The organism is Nocardiopsis gilva YIM 90087, from assembly GCF_002263495.1.
Lineage (GTDB): Bacteria > Actinomycetota > Actinomycetes > Streptosporangiales > Streptosporangiaceae > Nocardiopsis_C > Nocardiopsis_C gilva.
Map to the genome: position 1 here is coordinate 4,378,669 of NZ_CP022753.1, position 17,943 is coordinate 4,396,611.

Sequence of the window (17,943 nt, forward strand, 5' to 3'; positions counted from 1 at the left end):
CTCATGTGTGAGCGTAGTTCCGCGAACTCCGGATTTACCGGGAAATCTCGGCCGAAAGCGGCAATTCGGTGATCACGGAAAATGCCACGTCATGACAGAAATGATCTGCATTCCCACGCGCCCCACCCGCGCGGCTCACGCGGGCGCCCGCAGCAGCTCCAGGTCGATCGATTCGGCGATCGCGCGCAGCCCGGCGTCGCCGGGGTGGAGGTGATCGCCGGAGTCATAGGCGGGCAGCAGCCGCTCGGGCGCGCTGGGGTCGCGCAGCACCGCGTCGAAGTCGAGCACGCCGTCGAAGAGCCCGCCGGCCCGCCCGTTGGCGCGGATGAACGCGTTCACCTCGCGGCGCTTGGCGTCGACCTCGTCGGTGCAGTCGCGGAACCCGCCGCATGGAGCGACGGTGGCCACGAGCACGCGCTTGCCGTGGGCGCGCGTGCGCGCCGCGATCTCCGCGAGGCCGGCGGTGACCTGCTGCGGGGTGGTGCCGGTGTGCCGGACGTCGTTGACGCCCTCGAAGACGATGACGGTGTGGGCGCTGGTCTGCGCCAGGACGTCGCGCTCCAGCCGGTGGGGGGCGCTGACACCGCCGGTGTCGGTGCTGACGCCGTCGCCCGAGTAGCGGTCGGTGACGATCCGGTTGGCCGAGATGCCCTGGTTGAGAACGCCGTAATGGGGCACCGAGGACTGGGAGCGCAGGCGCTCGGAGAACACGTCCGGCCAGCGCCGGTTGGCGTTGGGGGTGGAGCCGACGCCGTCGGTGATGGAGTCGCCCAGGGCGACCACCGACCCGGGGCCGCCGAGGACATCGATTCCGGTGAGGAACGGCCAGGTGGCGATGGTGCCGGTGAACGGATCGGCCCCGGCCGCGGCAGTGGCGTCCCCGCTGCCCGGGGCGGTGACGTAGTTGGTGCCGGTCACCGCGGTGTGCACGGGGGCAGCTGTCACCGCTTCGGGCAGGTGGATGCTGACCAGGAGGTCGCCGCCGGCGGGAACGGGGAACATGGCGGGGTCGCTGAGCACCTGCCCGCCGGCCGGGATCCGGGTGCCGGGGGCACCGTCGAAGGTGAGCGGCACGGGGGTGTGGGCGGCCTCGGCGCCGTGCCGCCGCAGCGCAATGGTGACCCGGCCGATGGCCACCGGCTCGGCGGCGAAGGTGTTGTCCAGTCGGACGCGCGCCCCCAGACCGCCGGTGGTCGACCGGACGGCCAGGCGGAGCGTCTGGTCCTCCCAGGGGCCGACCGCGGTGTAGCCGGAGGTGCTCGTGGACCAGGTTCCGGTCCAGCGCGACGTGGGAGCGCGCAGGCCGAGGGCGAAGACGTGGATGCGGGCCGCGTCGTCGGCGACCCGCGGCAGTTCGACCCGGGCGACGTCGCGGGCGGGGTCGGCCGGCACGGTCCGGGCGTAGAGGAGGACGGGGCGCTCGATCCGGCCCTGGGGTGAGTTCGCGTACGGGAGCGCGACCGCCTTGGTGGGGTGCGGTCCGGTGACCCAGTCGGGGACGGTGAGGGTGTAGGTGTCCGAGGTGCCGTCGGCGTAGACGATCCGGCCGCTGCCGGTGGCGGTGCCCCCGGTGGCCGCGACGAGGAGGGTGAGCGCGTCCCCGCGCCCGCTCACCCGCACCTCCTGGCCGTCGGCCACAGCGTTGTCGGGCTCTCCCGGCACGGTATCAGGCCAGGTCAATCGGGTGCGGTGCACGGTCAGCCGCTGACCGGGCCCCCAGCCGGCCCGTCGCAGGGCGGCCGCGGACAGGCTACGCCCCGTGCCGTCGAGGTCGGCGGCGGAGGCATCGGCGTCGTCGGAGATTCCCGCGTTGTCGAAGTGCTCGGCGAGCGGCGCGGGTGCGGGGCGTGCCTCGGGCGCCTTCCGGGCGACCGACCCGGCCTGGGCGGTGACCAGGTGGAGGGGTGTCAGTCCGCAGAGGACGAGCAGCAGCAGCGCCATCGGCCACAGGCGCGCCATGCGAAATCGACAGACCACGCCCTGTTTGCCCACGCCCACACCAACCTCTCATCCGCGGATCGCCTCCAAGGGGGCACATGGCCACAGAGACAACATGATCCAGGACGCGGACGGTCGCGGGGCAAATGGCGGAAAAATTGTGGATACACCGCCTCGTGTGACGGCCGCGGGCGACCGCCTCGCGGGGTGGAGCGGGGACGGGACGTTCGGCCCCGTCCCCAGGTCAGCCGCGGCCTACCGGCCGGGTGGTGCGCGGTCCCGTGTCAGCCGGAGGGCCGGGCCGACCGGCCATAGGGTGAGCGGACTCACCCGGCCGGTAGCGGCCGGGCACGGACCGTCAGCGGTCGCGGCGGGCGGACAGGCGGGCGAGCGCCGCCAGTTCCGCCGCCGGCCCCTGAGGCGGATCGGCTCCGCCCAACAGGGCCAGCCCCTCGGACAGGAGCTCATCCGCCTGCGCACGGCTCCATGCCCGCCCACCGGCGACCTCGACGAGTTCGGCGGCCCGCGCCAGGTCGCCGTCGGACGGGGTGTCCTCCCCGCGGTACAGCCCCGACAGTTCGCGCCCGGCGGCGGTGCCGGAGCTCAGGGCGGCGACCACCGGCAGCGACTTCTTCCGGTTGGCCAGGTCACTGTGGGCCGGTTTACCGGTCGCCTCCGGCGCCCCCCAGATCCCCAGCAGGTCGTCGACGTGCTGGAAGGCCAGGCCGACCCGCTCGCCGAAGCCGCGCAGGCGGCCGACCTGTTCGGGGTCTCCGCCTCCGAACACGGCGCCCAGCTCGCACGCGCAGCCCAGCAGGGCGGCGGTCTTCTGCTCGGCCATGGCCAGGCATTCGGCCAGGCCGACGTCGTCGCGCTGTTCGAAGGACACATCGGCGCTCTGCCCGGCCACCAGGGACTGCACGGCCGCGCTGAGCGTCCGCACACATCTCTGGGCATCGGGGTGGGCGGCCGCCGCGAGGACGTCGAGGGCGAGGGTGAGCAGCGAGTCCCCCGCGAGGATCGCCGCCCCGGAACCGAAGACGGTCCAGGCCGTGGGCCTGTGCCGCCGGGTGGTGTCGCGGTCCATCACATCGTCGTGCAGCAGGGAGAAGTTGTGGACCAGCTCCACGGCGACGGCCGCTGGTAGGGCGTCCTTTGCGGTGCCGCCGACGGCCTGGGCCGACAGCAGGGTGAGCGCAGGGCGCAGCGCCTTTCCGGCCGGGGCGCCGTCGGGCCGACCGTGCTCGTCGCACCAGCCGAAGTGGTAGCCGACCACGCACCGCATCGAGGCGGGGAGCGTTTCGGCGGCGCCCCGCAGGGCCGGATCGACGATGTCGCGGCTCCACCCCAGGATCTCGCGTGTCGACCGGTCGGTGCCCTGTGTTTCGCCGGTCATGGGTGTGCTCCCCATTCAGCGTCCGATCTCGACGTTCTCGAGGACACCGAGCGCGTCGGGGACCAGGATCGCCGCTGAGTAGTAGGTGCTGACCAGGTAGGAGATGATCGCCTTCTCGCTGATTCCCATGAAGCGGACGGACACCCCCGGTTCGCATTCGTCGGGAAGGCCGATCTGGTGCAGACCGATCACGCCCTCGTCCTCTTCTCCGACACGCATCGCCAGGATGGAGGTGGACCCCGTGCCCGAGATCGGGATCTTGTCGCAGGGCAGCACGGGGATGCCGCGCCAGGTGGTGACCGCCTGACCGCCCATGTCGGCAGTGCCGGGGTAGACGCCGCGGTGGCTGCACTCACGACCGAAGGCGGCGATGGCGCGCGGGTGCGCCAGGATGTAGCGGGTCTTCCTCCGGCGGGAGATGAGCTCGTCCAGGTCGTCGGGGGTGGGCGGGCCGTTGCGGGTGGGGATGCGCTGCCGCAGGTCGGCGTTGTGCAGTAAGCCGAACTCCGGATTGTTGAACAGGTCGTGCTCCCGGCGCTCGTGCAGCGCCTCGACCGTCAGGCGTAGCTGCTGGTGGAGCTGGTTCATCGGCTGGTTGTACAGGTCGACCACCCTGCTGTGCACCCGCAGCACGGTCTGGGCCACGCCCAGCTCGTACTCGCGGGGCTTCAGCTCGTAGTCGACGAAGGTGCCGGGCAGGTCGGGCTCGCCCACGTGGCCCGAGGCGAGTTCGATGTCGGCCTCACCGAACCTGTTGTGCGGCCGCTCCGGTGCGGACCGCGCCTGGGCGATGTGCGCCCGCAGTGTCTCGGAACGGTCGAGGACCTCCTGGAACTCGGTGCGCCACAGGGTGAGCACGGTGCAGCGGGTGACCGCCGTGAACGTGTCCTGCCATTCGTCCGGTTCCTCGGCCAGCGCCTCGACGCCGAAGTGGTCGCCGTCGATGAGGGTGCCGAGCAGCGTCTCCTCGTCGTACTCCCCCACGCCGACGCGGTTCACCTTGCCGTGGGCGATGAGGACCAGGCGGTCCACCGACCCGCCGGACTCGACGATCACCTCGCCCGGCCCGTACTCCCGCTGCACGAACCGGTCGGCGAGCGCGGTGAGCGTGGCGTCGTCCTCGTAGCCGCGCAGCGCCGCCAGCTCACCGAGTTCCCGGGGGATGACGCGGACGTCCGTGCCGGTGATGACGAACTCCACCCGCCCGTCGCCGACCATGTGGGTCAGTCGGCGGTTCACCCGGTAGCTACCGGCCTGAACCCGCACCCATGGCAGGGAACGCTGCAGCCAGCGGGGGGTGATCCCCTGCATCTGCGGCGGTGTCTTGGTCGTCGTCGCGAGATTCCGCGCCGCCGCCGTACTCAGGCTCAGTTGGACCTGCTCGCCTTCGGCACCCGATCGCGTCACCGTACCTCCTTCGAGAATGCCCCCGGCTTCAGCCAGGGAAGGAACCGAACCCCTGCGGAGCAGGGCAAGAAACGGGTAAGGTGCACGCTGTGCGTTGCGAGAACCAAGCGCGCACGGCGCGCTGAGCGAGAACCAAGCTGGCGCAACCGCATGCTTGCGTGCAACCGGGCAGGTTCCGTCCCGGCTGGCGTTGACGGAGTAAGACCTTTCAGGTCGCAGACCTGGGGGGCTTCCTGAGCCAGGAATCCCCCTGCGTTAGCTGGGGGAGGGTTCAAGATGACTACCACCAATCATTGATCCTGTTGGAACCGACAGCGCTTGGTACCGCCCACCGAGCGGAGGGGAATACGGGATGTGTGGCTGATCCGGTGGTGGGCCGGGTTCCCCGGCCCACCACCGGCTGAGAGTCAGGTTCCCCTCAGCCGGTGGTGAAGGCGGTCAGCCCTCGCGGCCGATCTCGACGTTCTCCAGGACTCCGAGGGCGTCGGGCACCAGAACGGCGGCCGAGTAGTACGTGCTGACGAGGTAGGAGATGACGGCCTTCTCGTTGATGCCCATGAAACGCACCGACAGACCGGGCTCGTACTCGTCGGGGAGACCGGTCTGGTGAAGGCCAACCACGCCCTGACGGGCTTCACCGGTGCGCATCAGCATGATGGAGGAGGTGCGCGTCTTGGTGACCGGAATCTTGTTGCAGGGCAGCATGGGGACGCCCCGCCAGGCCGGGACCTTGTGGCCGTTGATGTCGACGCTCTGCGGATAGATGCCGCGGTGGCTGCACTCGCGGCCGAAGGCGGCGATGGTGCGCGGGTGGGCCAGCAGGTAGCCGGGTTCCTTCCAGACCAGGGCGAGCAGCTCGTCGAGGTCGTCGGGAGTGGGCGGGCCGTTGCGGGTGGGGATGCGCTGACGCAGGTCGGCGTTGTGCAGCAGGCCGAACTCGCGGTTGTTGACCAGCTCGTGCTCCTGCCGCTCGCGCAGCGCCTCGATCGTCAGGCGCAGCTGCTGCTCGACCTGGTTCATCGGCTGGTTGTACAGGTCGGCCACGCGGGTGTGGATACGCAGCACCGTCTGCGCGACGCTCAGCTCGTACTCGCGGGGGGCCATCTGGTAGTCGACGAAGGTGCCGGGAAGGTCGGGCTCGCCGGAGTGCCCGGAGGCGAGATCGACGGCGGCCTCGCCGTACTCGTTGGCGGCGTGGGCGGCCGCTTCGGCGCGGTTGCGCTCGACCTGCGCCCGCAGCGTCTCGGAAGAGTTCAGGATCTGCTCGAACTCGGAGCGCTCCAGGGTGAGCGCGATGCAGTGGGTGACGGCTTTGACCGTGGACTCCCAGGTGCTGTCCGGATCGACCAGTGCCTCGTCGCCGAAGTGGTCGCCGTCGACGAGGACGTCGAGCAGGGTCTGCTCGTCGTACTCGCCCTCGGCGAACCGGTCCACCTTGCCGTGGGCGATCAGATAGACCCGGTCGGCCGGGGTGCCTTCTTCCACCAGCACCTGACCGGCGTCGAACTCCCGCTGGACGAAACGGCCGGCCAGCGCACTGAGCACGGCTTCGTCGTCGAATCCGCGCAGCAGCGGCAGTTCCGCCAGCTCGGCCGGGATCACCTGCACATCGGCTCCGACGTTGGTGAAGGTCACCCGGCCGTCGCCGACGGTGTAGGTGAGCCGCCGGTTCACCCGGTAGGCACCACCCGACGCCTGGACCCACGGAAGGATGCGCAGCAGCCAGCGGGAGGTGATCCCCTGCATCTGCGGCACGGTCTTGGTCGTCGTCGCCAGGTTCCGCGCCGCCGCGGTGCCCAGGCTCAGCGGCGTCGCGTTGGGGTCGGTACCGGCACCGGCCTCGGGCTGCTCCGTCATAATGCGCACCACCACTTTCCTTCGGGGTTGACAGGGGAAATCCCGACGAGGAATCCGTCCACTCTTCAACCACCACTCGAATGACCACAGAAGACGGCGTTGTATCGAGCCGAGGGATTTTCGCGTACGAATCGCGCGACACCTGCGGGGATTGAGCGAATGGCGATTTCCGTGACTTTCCGGGGGATTCTCAGGACCGCCGTCGTCGTACCCAACGCACTCTCCCGCATGCAGGGGGCGACGACGCAATCACGCGGAACTTTCGGAGTCTTCTTCCGAACCCGTGGATGCGGACAGGGCGAAACAAGGAACAAACGGACCACCGACAGGGTCGGCCTGCGGCGATCTACCGAACTCCGATTTTCGGCCGCCTACGATCGTCCTGAACTACTGCCCGATTGAATCGGACGTCCCGCTCCTCCTGCGTTTCCGAAAATCGGCTTTCAGACTCCTCAAACCCCATTGCCGGAGGACCGAAAGCTGAGTTTCGCCAAATATAAGGACAATATCCACCACACACCACAGAACAGGTCGAACCAAGCCGATCGACCTATCCGACCACATCCCCGGCACATCCACCCGCCCACCACACGACGGACGCCGCCGACCGGGCTCGGTCGGCGGCGTCGGCGCTGTGTTTCGGGCTATCTCCGTCTCATCGCACGAGGACGGTGCTGTGGATGTCGAGTCGCCCGCTGTTCCACAGCCAGTCCATCGCCTTGATGCTGACCCGGGCGCAGCCGTGCGACGCCGGGTAGGGCGGCACGGAGGTGTAGCCGTGCACGGCGATACCGCCGTTGAAGTACTTGGGCCGGTACAGCGAGCCCAGCGGTCCGGGGTCCCAGGCGTCGACGTCGCGGAACACGGTGTACCGACCCTTCGGCGTCACGGCGACGTGCTCCTCGCCGCGCGACTCGTACTTCTTGCCCGAGCCGGTGGAGGTGTTGAAGACCTTCTCCACCGTGCCGTTGGAGACCACGAGGAGCAGTTGGCGCTCCAGGTCGATCTCCACCACCTTGCCCGACGATGTCTGCGCACTGGGCCGGACTCCGTCGTCGAGCGCCTTGCGGGTGTTCGGGCCGACGATGCCGTCGCGGTCGATCCCGGCCGCCTTCTGCAGCGCCCAGACGGCGTGCAGGGTCAGGCCGCCGAACTCGCCATCGGCGGTGTCCAGCCAGTAGCCGAGATCGATCAGCCGTTGCTGGAGCCGCTTCACCTCGGGCCCGGAATCACCGATGCGCAGCTCGGAGGAGAACAGACGGAATGCGGGGGCCGACAACTCCGGTGCCGATGCCGTCGGTGCCGCACTCACCGCTCCCGCGTTGGCCGCCATGCCCCCGAGAGGGAGGGCGACGACGGCGGACAGGCTCACTGCGGCCACGCGAGCCGCATACCTCTCAAAACGTCTAAATGAACCAATAGCCATCTAGACGCATTACCCACCTTTTACGGCGGATTACCCATCCATCACGAGGAATCACTCCGAGTGGCTCGACACCGACGCACACACGGGCCGATCGAGGACCCACCGCCGCGCGCCGCGCCGCCTCATCGACTCCATACAATCATTACCCCCACCTGCGAATAATCACGTTTGGATATCAATCGACAGCGGAAAGTAATCACAGGTGACCGGGGACCCCTGGGACCGGGCTGCCGCCACCGCAGCGGCGCAGGGGCTACCGGTCACTCGCATCGCAGATCCCAAGCACCTCGATCGGGGAGCAAGCCGTGGTGAACGCACGCAAGGGCAAGGGGAACGGCAATGGCCACCGCAAGATGACCGCGAAGGAGGTGGAGAACCTCCAGGAGCTGATCGTCGAGGGCGGCGCCCTTGGCCACGAGCACCGGGAGAGCCAGCACGAGGCCGGCGGAGAGCGCCCGACCCTCCAGCAGGAGCAGGTACTCGAACTCCACGTGTGCATGGGGCTCAACGCATGCCGCCACCATGACATGAAGCATGAGGCCCCCATGGCGGGGACCTGCCAGTGCTCTACGGTGCAGCACGTATGCCACGGCGACAACCAGTGCCGGGGCCAGGGCGGATGCGGTTACCTGGGAGCGGAGTACGAGCAGTCCATCCCCGGTGAGCAGTCCTGCTGCGAGAACGGTAGCTGCGCCACACCCATCAATGAGAGCCGGGTAGCGTCCGCCGGACCGTTCAAGGGGACCGGCGTATGGAAGCTCGCCCGAAAGCGCTTCGAGCAGCGGATGTGGGACGCCGGTCGCCCCTTCGGCCCCTCGCCCGGCGAGGGTTCCCGGGACGAATGGGTGCCGGAGTACGAAGACCGGCGACCGCTCCTCAAGGAGATCGAAGACGCACGGAAGAAGCGAGAGAAGGCGGCCGCGGCCAACCAAAGCATGGAGATGTCGGACATGCCCTTCTTCGAGGGTGGTGCTTGATGCCGCCTGCGCGGCTCGGCCTCCCCGATCTCGGCTTCGGAGTCGGGCTGCGGGCATGCCACTACTCCTATGTGCTCACACACCGACCGCAGGTGGACTGGTTCGAGGTCATCACCGAGAACTTCCTGGACGTCGAGGGCTTCGCACGCCACGTCCTGGAGCAGGTAGCCGACTCCTACCCCGTCGTCATGCACGGGGTGTCGATGTCGATCGGTAGTAGTGATCCGCTCGACCTCGACTACCTGCGTCGCGTCCGCCGGCTGGCCGACGGGTGCGGCGCGGCGTGGGTGTCGGATCACCTGTGCTGGACCGGTGTGCTGGGGATCAACACCCACGACCTGCTGCCGATGCCGTTCACCGAGCAGTCGCTGCGCCACGTCGTCGAACGGATCCGGATCGCCCAGGACATCCTGGAACGGCCGCTGGTGCTGGAGAACCCGAGCAGCTACCTCGAGTACACCGAATCGACGCTGACCGAGTGGGAGTTCCTGGCGCGAATGGCGGAGGAGTCCGGGTGCGGCCTGTTGCTGGACGTGAACAACGTCTATGTCTCGGCCCGCAACCACGGATTCGATCCCGACACGTACCTTCGTGCGATGCCCGCGGAGCGAGTGGTGCAGATGCACCTGGCCGGGCACACCGACCGCGGCACCCACGTCATCGACACCCACGACCGACCGGTCGCCGGTCCGGTGTGGGACCTGTACCGCCACGCGCTGGACCGAACGGGCGGTGTGTCCACGCTGCTGGAGTGGGACGACCACATCCCGCCGTTCCCCGATCTCCTCGACGAACTCGCGCGGGCCCGCGCGTTCGCGGCCGGGGCGGGGAGGCCAGGAGTGGTTCACGACCATGCCGGATGACGCGCTGCACCGAACACAGGCGTGGCTGCAGTCGGCGATCCTGGACCCCGTCTCCGCGGACGCGGCGCCGGAGTTCGTGACCGCGTCCACCACACTCACGGCACGGGACCGCCTCGCCATTTACCAACAGGGGTACCGGGCGCGGCTGGTCGAGTGTATGCGGGCCCACTTTCCGGTGCTCCACCGTCTACTCGACGACGAGGTCTTCGACGCGTTCGCCCTGGAATACCTGCGCAGGCGACCGTCGCGGAGCCACACCCTGCACGTCCTCGGTGACGGGTTCAGCGACTTTCTGCGGGAGACCCGGCCGGAGGAGGATCCGGCAGCCGATGACGGATGGATCGCCACGCTCATCGACCTCACGCACTTCGAGCGGGCCTTCGCCGGGGCCTACGCAGCGTCCGGCCCCGAGGGGCGCGTCTACCCGACCCCTGAGGATCTGCCGGAGGCAGGGAGCCAGGCGTGGGCGGCGACCGTGCTCGTGCTCGCACCGTGTGCCCGGCTGATGCGCGCAGGGGCACCGGTGCACACCTTCGCGGCGGCGGTCCGCCGCGGCGAGGAGCCGCCGATACCGCCGCGCTCCCCGGTGTACCTCTGCCTGTCTCGACTCGATTTCACCGTGACCGTGACCGAACTCGAGGCGCGCGAGTTCGATCTGCTGTCCCGTCTGGCGGCGGGAGCGGCTCTTGGAAGGGCGGCGACCGGGGCACGGGCGTCGGTCGCCCGGTCTGACGCCGCTGTGCGCCGATGGTTGGACCGCTGCCTGTTCAGCACATGTACAACGGCCCAGCCGATGACGGCGGGCTGACACGCCAGTGAAGGAATGAGGAGTCCCGATCATGCAGCAGAAGCTCGCCGAGGCCGTCTATACCAAGCCCGACGCCAGCAAGCCCATCGAATCCATCGAGGAGCTGTTCTCTCACCTGTACGACGCCTCGCGGGTAGAGATGCAGTCGATTCCGATGTACCTGTACGCGGCCTACTCCATCGAGACCCAGAACTCCTCGCAGTGGGCACCGGGGGTCGGGGCGTTTCGGCTCATCAAGAGCGTCGTCATCGAGGAGATGCTGCATCTCGCTTTGGCACGGAACCTGATCATTTCCATCGGCTACGGCGACCGCATCCACTTCAGCGACAAGGGGTTCATTCCCAACTATCCGTGCGAGATGCTGCATCGCAACCCCAAGGACCCGCTGACACTCCACCTGGAGCAGCTCACTCCGCAGCTGGTCAAGGATGTCTTCATGAAGTTCGAACAGCCAGCGAAGAAGGGGGCGCCCCCGCAATCAGAGGACTACGACTCGCTCGGCCAGTTCTACCGGGCGATCTATGACGGCTTCCTTCGGCTGGCCGGGATCGACGAGAAGGACATCAAGAAGTTCGGCGAACCGATCAAACCCGAGAAGAAGTTCGAGTTCGATGCCACAAGGATGGAATGGCTGTTCAAAGAGAACCGGCCCGACCTGCAGTACGTGGAGACCTATTGGAACGAGGGCGGGGGCGGATCACCGATCGTCGTCCACGATCTCTACTCTGCGCTCAAAGCGATCAACGTCATCGTGGAGCAGGGCGAGGGGATGGACCAGGATCACCAGGTCGTTCCCAAGAATCCGGCCAACCCGCAGCCTGGCCAGTTCGAGTTCCCGCACTACATCAAGTTCAAGCGGATCGCCGAGGAATGGGAGCCGATCGGCAACGTCTACTCGGTCCCGCCCGACCCGAAGGTCCACATGTATCCGGAGGACGACGGGATCCGCGACCTCGCTCTGCTGTGCAACGCCGCCTATATCTACACGCTGCGGCTGCTCGACGAGCTCTACCGGACGTCCTGGAAGGATATGAAGCCGGGCGAAGAGCTTACGCGATACGGCATCGAGCGCAAATTCATCGCGGCGATGCAGGGGATCCTCTTCGGGGCCATCAGGGAACTGGTACAGAGGACGATCCCGTTCGGCGAATTCAAGGGTTGCAACGCCGCACCGACCTTCGAATACTACGAGTTCCCCAAGGGCAAGGACATGACCCAGCACCTTCGGGAGATGTGCGAGAAGGTGATCCCCCACTCTCCCAGACTCGGGGGCGACAACAGCGTGCTCTGGCTCATCGACAAGATGCCGGAATTGAAGCCGCTGTCGCCGCTGCCACCGATCCCGGAGTCGCAGAAGTAGCGTCGCGCTTTCGCGAACCCCGGTTCGTCGGTGGTCGCCGGACGGCGACCACCGACGAACCGGGGTCCCGCAAAGCCGCGCGCTGAACACGAAACCGAAGCTTCGCGAGACGACCGTGCGATCGGGCCACCCGTTCCGTGCCCGCCCCGGCCGGTCGGCGCAGGTCCGTCACCGGATCCTCGACAATAGGAGAATGTCGAAGAACCGCAGCCGTGACCACCTGCACCGCGTCGACCTTCCCTGTCCCTGTGGGCTCGCGAAGGTCTACGGCGACTGCTGCGGCCCGCTACACCGCGGAGAGCGGTCCGCCTCGACCGCCGAACAGCTCATGCGATCGCGCTACAGCGCCTTCGCCGTCGGCCATGCCGGCTATCTCGTGCAAACGTGGCATCCGCGCACGCGCCCGCGGCGGGTGGGCCTCGAAGCGGGAATACGCTGGCTGCGGCTGGATGTCCTCGGTACCACCGGCGGCAGCCCCTTCCACGTCGAGGGCACCGTCTCCTTCCGGGCGATCTACAGCGATAACGGCGACGAAGGCGAGCTCCGCGAGAACAGCCGTTTCGTACGGCACGAGGGAGCCTGGACCTACCTCGATGCGCTCGGATGAGGGCAGGAAAACGCCATCCAATCCTTCTGCTCCGGGGCGGAATCCCAACGTGGCCGGTTCGCGCCAAATGGTGACGGCCACCGATGCGACTGGCGTGGCTGTTCTAGCCTTGGAATATCCATTCCCGCATGGACGTGGGAGGACAATTCACGTGTCCGAGAACTCATACCCCCCAGGGCGAGCCGTCACCATCGATTACGTCGCTGGAAAAGTCGTGTCCCGGGTCGCACCGAACGAGGTCGCATATTACCCACATGTCCGGAATAAGTATTTCGAGCGAGGAAGGGCGAACCGCGCGTCGGACAATCCCCTGGGTTTCGGGGAGATCGTGGTCGGGGTCGTCAGTGGTGTCGCGCTCACCGTTCTCCACGAGCTGGCAATCGAATCGCTCACCAACGCCGCCCGGCCGTGGTGGGTGAGGGCATGGCGGTGGCTGGCGGAGCGGCTGCGGCTCCGCCGACGGCCGAAAGTCGAACCCCACACCGATCTGCGCGCCCTGACGGCGGAGGAGGTCCCCGGCGTCGTCGCAGCCCTCACCGAACACGCCGTCCGGGCGGGCCTTCCACCGGATCAGGCGGCACAGTTGGCACGCGCGATCGTCGCGGAACTTACGCCACTCGCCAGCGCTGACGGTGGCCCCGGTGCCGACCCGGTGGACTGAGGCGAAGCCGCCGAACGCAGGAGAGCCAGGAGAACCGAACCGCTTCGACCCCTTCTTACTACCGACTGGCACCAGCATTCGGTTCTCCCTACTCATCCTGGTCGCCGCGGTTGGCTCTATGTACCTCGGCTTCTGGTACGTGGCGCTCGGAGCCGTGCTCGGGGTGGATTTCACCGGGGCGACCAGCCTGGAGGCATGCGCCGCCGAGGCCCGAGACGGCGCCGGTCGCGTGGCCGACCAGGCGGTCCTGAACACCTTCCTGACGTGCACGAACCGCATGGAGCGGGAGATCATACTGTGGATGGTCGGTATCGGCCCGGTGTGGGCCTGCCTGACGGCGGTCATCTACGCGGTCTATCCGGTCATCCTGCGGCGGAAGCTGCACCCCGTCCGCATCCCGGCCGACAGCGGTGTACGGGCGGCCCGGCAGGAGGCGGACGTAGGCGCGGACGGTACGCCCACACATGTCCGCCTTCTGACCACTCCGGGTACAGCGGGCGGGGCCCGCGTGTTCGGGGCGTTCGGCCGGTACCGGCTGGCCGTGGACACCTCGCTTCTCGCCCCCCGAGCGGACGGCAATGGTCTGGACGAACGCTCTCTGGCAATGATCCGGCACGAGGTCGCTCACCTGCGTAATCGGGACGTTGACATCACCTACCTGACAATGTCGTCATAGTGGGCGTTCCTGCTACTCATCAGCATCCCGCTGGTCGCAACCACGCTGGCGGTCATCGTCGCCGCCGTGACCGGTACCAGGCCCGGTCACCTGGTCACGATGTTCGTCGTGCCGCTGGTGACCACCGCGCTGGTCCTCCCACTGCTGCAGGCGGACCGGCGATGCCCTACGCCACCTCTTCGCCCGCTCGGCCCCCTTCCCCACCTGGACATCAGGACGGTGGTGGTGGCGCAGGCACCGCGGTTACCACCCCTCCCTCGAGTCGCGGTTTCGTGTGCTCGACGACCCGCGTCTGCTCGCCGCGGTCAGCAGTATCGACCTGGTCATCGCAGGGATCGCGCTGGGCGCCGCCCAGCGGCACCTCGGTCCGGTCACTGACAACGTGATCTTCTCCTCCAGCGGAAAGCTCCTCTCCGCCTCCCTCGTCGGCGCCCCCGTCGGCGCCCTCGTCGCTGCGATCGTGTGGACCGCAATCTATGCTGCGCCGAACGATCGACACCGCTGGCGGGGCACGGCCGCGGCGCTGACGGCCGGGACACTTCTGGGCCTGGCATTCCCACATCCGGCTGGCAGCGCGTGGACCGATGTGCTGATGGAGCATCCGGTCCTTGGACTGGTGCCGGTCACGGTGCTGTGGGGTGTCTGCCTGGTGTTCCTGAAGTGGGCGGCGTTGTGCGCTCGGACCTGGCTGGATGCAGCAGGGCGGGAGCGGACGATGTGCGTCGCCGGGATCGTCTGCGCGGCGGTCGCGTTCGGGTGCATGTTCGGGATGTGGACCCTGTTCCGCAGGGTTCTTGAGGCCGAGGCGTCCAGCGGGTGGTTCAGTCTGTGGGCCGCCCTGGTCCCCATCGCCGCGAGCCCAGCTCTCCCTCCGGCGGTCGGGTGCGTGACGGCATTCCTCTTCGTAGGACTGGTCCGCCGATCGAACGTGCGCGGTCCGGCCGATCGTCCACTGCTCCCTATCTTCGCGGCGTGTGCGGTCGTCCTCGGACATGTGGGACTGCTGGTGGCGTCCATCGTCGTGTTCGCCGTCAACGGCATCGGACAGGTCGGCGGGGTGACAATCGCGGACGTGTTCAGCGTCCTCATGCTCCTGACAGTCGGACTCGCGGGGGCCATAAGTGTCGCTTTGGGGGCCTGGTCCGGTGGTCGCGGCCGACTGGGCGTCGCACTGTGCACCGCCGCGGTGTTCGTGCTCACGGCAGCGGCGCTGCAGCCCGGCCTCCATGAACTGACCCTGCAGGGCGCGCGGTGCCTGTTCGTGGACAACTCCCTCAGCTGCTGGGGAAGAACCGGCATGGGCATGGTCACGACGTACAGCGACGAGCCGTTCATCAAACTGGGACTACCCGTTGCCCTCGCCGTAGGCTGCGGAGGCGCCACATTCGGCTCGGGTCTGCGTGGGCTCGCGGCGAGGTGGCGACGTTCGCCCCCGGTCGGCCGCACATCCCGTACACCACGGAGAACACGTCACACCGTCAGCGCGGTCACGGCGGTCGTAGCCACGGCCCTCGTCGTGGGGTCGATCCTCGGCGCGACCCTAGGGCCACGATCGGGCCGATCCGCCGAGGAGTTGGCCGAGCTGCGATCCCAGGTGGAACCCGCGACCGTCAGCCGAGCAGCGGCATGTGAGAAGGCCACGGTGAGTCGGAACGTCGCATTCGACAGCGGCAGCGTCACGCTGGCCTCCAGCAGCGACGAGGTCCTGGCCGCCTTCGGGCGCACCATGCTCGACGGTGCGGCCCTCACCGACGAGCGGCTCTTCAACGCGGCACACCGCTACTGCCGCGTGCGCGAACGGGGGCAGTGACCTGCGTGGACTGGTGGGGCCCGGAGATCGCGTCCCTTCAGCAGCCGATGGCGCCCACCTTCACCTGCCCCAGCGTCCGCTCGATGACCCGCCGACCGCGACACGGTCGGTCGCGGATTCCGTGAGGGGGTCGTGGAAGGTGGGGGTGAGCGACTTCATCAGCATGCGCTTGCCCCCGGGAAGGGCAGCCGCACGGACCAGCCAGTCGCGCGCGGCGATCCGCCAGCGCGAGCCGGGGGCCATCCACCCGACGAATCCGCGGCCGAACTCCTGGGTCTGGGTGACAGCGGGGCGCATGCGCTCCTCGTAGCGCGCCATTGCCCCGGCCATGTCGCCCTTGGCGGCGCCCAGCTCCTCGGCCAGCACCCATGCACCGGCCATCGCCAGCGCGGCGCCGTGCCCGGCGAACAGCGAGACCGCCTGGCAGGCGTCGCCGAGCAGCACCACGTTTCCCCGGCTCCATCCCTCCATCTCGACCTGTGTCACCGGGTCGTAGTAGAGGTCCGGCGGCTGCGGGCACTGGCGCAGCGCGTCCGGCAGGATCCAGCCGAGATCGCCGTAGTCGCGCCGCAGCGTCACCGCCGGATCGTCCGGTAGCGCGGGGTCGGGGTCGCGGCGGAGGAACATCAGCGCGGCCCGGTCGCCGCGGAGCGCGTAGGCCCCGGCCATCAGCCCGGGAACGGTGAGCATCCGGTAGAAGGCGCCGGTCCTCCGGCTGACCTCGGCATCGTCGACGATGAAGGCGGCCACATGGTGCCCGAGGTAGCGCAGGTAGCGCTGCTCAGGGCCGAAGACGAGCTCCCGGACCCGCGAGTGGACCCCGTCGGCTCCCACCAGAAGGTCGACCTGCCGGCGGGTGCCGTCGGTCAGCAGCACGCTCACGCCCGCTTCACCGTCGGCCTGCTCGACCGCCTCCACGGTGGTGCCGTAGCGCACCGGAGAGCTGACCTCGGCGTAGATCGACCGGGCAAGGTCACCGCGGAGCAGGCTGATGACCTCCGTGAAGTCCTCGGTCATCCGCAACCTGCTGGTCCTCATCCCCTTCCCGTCGACATACTCCAGCGTGCTGAACGGGTAGCGGAGTTCGTGCAGCCGAGGCAGGAGCCCCATGCGCTCGGCCACCGCGGTGCCCGGCCCGAAGAAGTCGATCATGTACCCGCCGTCGCGGAACGCGGGTGCCCGCTCCACCAGCTCGACGTCCCATCCCGCACGTTCCAGCCGCCAGGCCAGCGCGCATCCCGCGATTCCAGCTCCGCAGATCAGGGCTTTCACCGTCGTACCTCCCGGTTATCGGGTTCTGGGGTCGTCGGTCGCTTGGGTCAGCCCACGGCGAGCATCCGGCGTAGCGGGGAGGCGAGCGCGGCCAGGTCGAGCTCCGGGTCCAGGATGCGGTGAAGCACCAGGCCGTCGAGGGCGGCGGCGAGCACCGTGGCCGCCGCATCGGCCTCGTCCCCGCACCCGCGCGAGCGCAGCCAGTCGGCAACGGCGGTGCGGAACTCCGCGATCTGAACGACGAGCTGGGCGCGCAGCTCGGGCAGCCGCGACGAGGCCAGGAACGCCTCGACGAGCAGCAGTGCGGCCGGATCGGACTCGAGACCGCGCGTCAGCTCGTTGAGCAGCCAGTCGATGCCGCTGTCCACGTCCGGCTGCTCGGCCAGTCGCACGGTGACCTCGTCGAGCAGGCCGCGGGTGACGCCCGTGCAGGCCTCGATCAGCAGCTTGGTCACCGAATCGAAGTGGTAGTGCACCACCCCGGGATTCACGCCGGCACGATCGGCCACCAGCCGCGTCGTGACGTTGTGCCAGCCGACCTCTCCAATGAGCACGACCGCCGCGTCGAGCAGCCGCTGCCGGGTCGAACGGCCACGATCGGCCGATGCCACCATCCTCGTCTCCTCCTAGGGCGTCCGCCTTGGATGTTTGCCTTGGGCATTTGCCCAAATCTTAGCACAGAGGTATCCACACCTCCGGTCGGCACCGTACTCAGAGGCACTTCCGCGCGGGTCCCACTGACGGGCGATTCCGCGGCGCCGCCGCTCTACCCGCCGCAGAACCCACCCCGTTTGGTTCGCGCGCGGTGTCCAGGAAACGGTCGGCCGCATGCTGCGCGCTCCACAACGACGATGGTCACGTCAGACCGTCAACGCAAATGCCTAG

15 protein-coding genes are annotated in these 17,943 nt (G+C 68.5%); 8 read left to right on the forward strand and 7 right to left on the reverse strand.

The window, feature by feature from the left end; all coding sequences use genetic code 11:
* Positions 1 to 135: 135 nt before the first annotated feature.
* The 5 genes from CDO52_RS19685 to CDO52_RS19705 form a co-directional block, all read right to left on the reverse strand.
* On the reverse strand, positions 136 to 1,959 hold the full coding sequence (locus CDO52_RS19685; protein WP_017619261.1) for an SGNH/GDSL hydrolase family protein: 1,824 nt from the start codon (positions 1,957 to 1,959) through the stop codon (positions 136 to 138).
* A 337-nt stretch (positions 1,960 to 2,296) separates the two neighbouring features.
* Positions 2,297 to 3,334 carry a family 2 encapsulin nanocompartment cargo protein polyprenyl transferase gene (locus CDO52_RS19690; RefSeq protein ID WP_017619262.1) on the reverse strand — a complete coding sequence of 346 codons (1,038 nt, stop codon included), beginning with the start codon at positions 3,332 to 3,334 and terminating at the stop codon, positions 2,297 to 2,299.
* Between the two features lie 15 nt (positions 3,335 to 3,349).
* Positions 3,350 to 4,741, reverse strand: a complete 1,392-nt coding sequence (locus CDO52_RS19695; protein ID WP_017619263.1) for a family 2B encapsulin nanocompartment shell protein — start codon at positions 4,739 to 4,741, stop codon at positions 3,350 to 3,352.
* Positions 4,742 to 5,179: 438 nt separating this feature from the next.
* Entirely contained in the window at positions 5,180 to 6,598 is a 1,419-nt protein-coding gene (locus CDO52_RS19700) for a family 2B encapsulin nanocompartment shell protein (protein ID WP_017619264.1), read from the reverse strand.
* 655 nt (positions 6,599 to 7,253) lie between these two features.
* The gene (locus tag CDO52_RS19705; protein WP_094932602.1) at positions 7,254 to 8,024 is read right to left on the reverse strand and encodes a L,D-transpeptidase family protein; all 771 of its coding nucleotides are present in this window, start codon (positions 8,022 to 8,024) and stop codon (positions 7,254 to 7,256) included.
* 305 nt (positions 8,025 to 8,329) lie between these two features.
* On the opposite strand from CDO52_RS19705, the gene CDO52_RS19710 reads away from it, so the two are divergent.
* From CDO52_RS19710 to CDO52_RS19745, 8 genes are all read left to right on the forward strand, one after another.
* A complete protein-coding gene (locus CDO52_RS19710; protein WP_017619266.1) occupies positions 8,330 to 9,001 on the forward strand; it encodes a hypothetical protein in 672 nt (223 codons plus the stop codon).
* A complete protein-coding gene (gene bufB, locus CDO52_RS19715) occupies positions 9,001 to 9,864 on the forward strand; it encodes an MNIO family bufferin maturase (RefSeq protein ID WP_017619267.1) in 864 nt (287 codons plus the stop codon). Before CDO52_RS19710 ends, bufB begins: the two co-directional genes overlap by 1 nt.
* Positions 9,854 to 10,672: an HvfC/BufC N-terminal domain-containing protein gene (locus CDO52_RS19720; RefSeq protein ID WP_017619268.1), complete on the forward strand. Its 819-nt coding sequence runs from the start codon at positions 9,854 to 9,856 to the stop codon at positions 10,670 to 10,672. The genes bufB and CDO52_RS19720 overlap by 11 nt, the downstream gene beginning before the upstream one ends.
* Positions 10,673 to 10,703: 31 nt before the next feature.
* On the forward strand, positions 10,704 to 12,032 hold the full coding sequence (locus CDO52_RS19725; RefSeq protein ID WP_017619269.1) for a ferritin-like domain-containing protein: 1,329 nt from the start codon (positions 10,704 to 10,706) through the stop codon (positions 12,030 to 12,032).
* A gap of 193 nt (positions 12,033 to 12,225) precedes the next feature.
* Entirely contained in the window at positions 12,226 to 12,639 is a 414-nt protein-coding gene (locus tag CDO52_RS19730; protein WP_017619270.1) for a YchJ family protein, read from the forward strand.
* A gap of 328 nt (positions 12,640 to 12,967) precedes the next feature.
* Positions 12,968 to 13,300: a hypothetical protein gene (locus tag CDO52_RS19735; protein WP_017619271.1), complete on the forward strand. Its 333-nt coding sequence runs from the start codon at positions 12,968 to 12,970 to the stop codon at positions 13,298 to 13,300.
* Between the two features lie 118 nt (positions 13,301 to 13,418).
* Complete coding sequence (locus CDO52_RS19740) at positions 13,419 to 13,976, forward strand: M48 family metalloprotease (protein ID WP_017619272.1); 558 nt, start codon at positions 13,419 to 13,421, stop codon at positions 13,974 to 13,976.
* A 274-nt stretch (positions 13,977 to 14,250) separates the two neighbouring features.
* Complete coding sequence (locus CDO52_RS19745; RefSeq protein WP_017619273.1) at positions 14,251 to 15,786, forward strand: hypothetical protein; 1,536 nt, start codon at positions 14,251 to 14,253, stop codon at positions 15,784 to 15,786.
* 60 nt (positions 15,787 to 15,846) lie between these two features.
* On the opposite strand, the gene CDO52_RS19750 is transcribed toward CDO52_RS19745, so the two are convergent.
* Together CDO52_RS19750 and CDO52_RS19755 are read right to left on the reverse strand one after the other, a co-directional pair.
* Entirely contained in the window at positions 15,847 to 17,058 is a 1,212-nt protein-coding gene (locus CDO52_RS19750; protein ID WP_017619274.1) for an FAD-dependent oxidoreductase, read from the reverse strand.
* Positions 17,059 to 17,105: 47 nt separating this feature from the next.
* Positions 17,106 to 17,672, reverse strand: coding sequence for a TetR/AcrR family transcriptional regulator (locus tag CDO52_RS19755; protein WP_017619275.1), 567 nt, complete (start codon positions 17,670 to 17,672; stop codon positions 17,106 to 17,108).
* Between the last annotated feature and the right edge of the window lie 271 nt (positions 17,673 to 17,943).

Bases quoted from the DNA above. Each gene is read 5' to 3' on its own strand.
- CDO52_RS19755 (WP_017619275.1), bottom strand. From the start codon at position 17,672: ATGGTGGCATCGGCCGATCGTGGCCGTTCGACCCGGCAGCGGCTGCTC.
- CDO52_RS19720 (WP_017619268.1), top strand. From the start codon at position 9,854: ATGCCGGATGACGCGCTGCACCGAACACAGGCGTGGCTGCAGTCGGCG.
- CDO52_RS19740 (WP_017619272.1), top strand. From the start codon at position 13,419: ATGTACCTCGGCTTCTGGTACGTGGCGCTCGGAGCCGTGCTCGGGGTG.
- CDO52_RS19725 (WP_017619269.1), top strand. From the start codon at position 10,704: ATGCAGCAGAAGCTCGCCGAGGCCGTCTATACCAAGCCCGACGCCAGC.
- CDO52_RS19690 (WP_017619262.1), bottom strand. From the start codon at position 3,334: ATGACCGGCGAAACACAGGGCACCGACCGGTCGACACGCGAGATCCTG.
- CDO52_RS19700 (WP_017619264.1), bottom strand. From the start codon at position 6,598: ATGACGGAGCAGCCCGAGGCCGGTGCCGGTACCGACCCCAACGCGACG.
- CDO52_RS19730 (WP_017619270.1), top strand. From the start codon at position 12,226: ATGTCGAAGAACCGCAGCCGTGACCACCTGCACCGCGTCGACCTTCCC.
- CDO52_RS19685 (WP_017619261.1), bottom strand. From the start codon at position 1,959: ATGGCGCGCCTGTGGCCGATGGCGCTGCTGCTGCTCGTCCTCTGCGGA.
- CDO52_RS19705 (WP_094932602.1), bottom strand. From the start codon at position 8,024: ATGGCTATTGGTTCATTTAGACGTTTTGAGAGGTATGCGGCTCGCGTG.
- bufB (WP_017619267.1), top strand. From the start codon at position 9,001: ATGCCGCCTGCGCGGCTCGGCCTCCCCGATCTCGGCTTCGGAGTCGGG.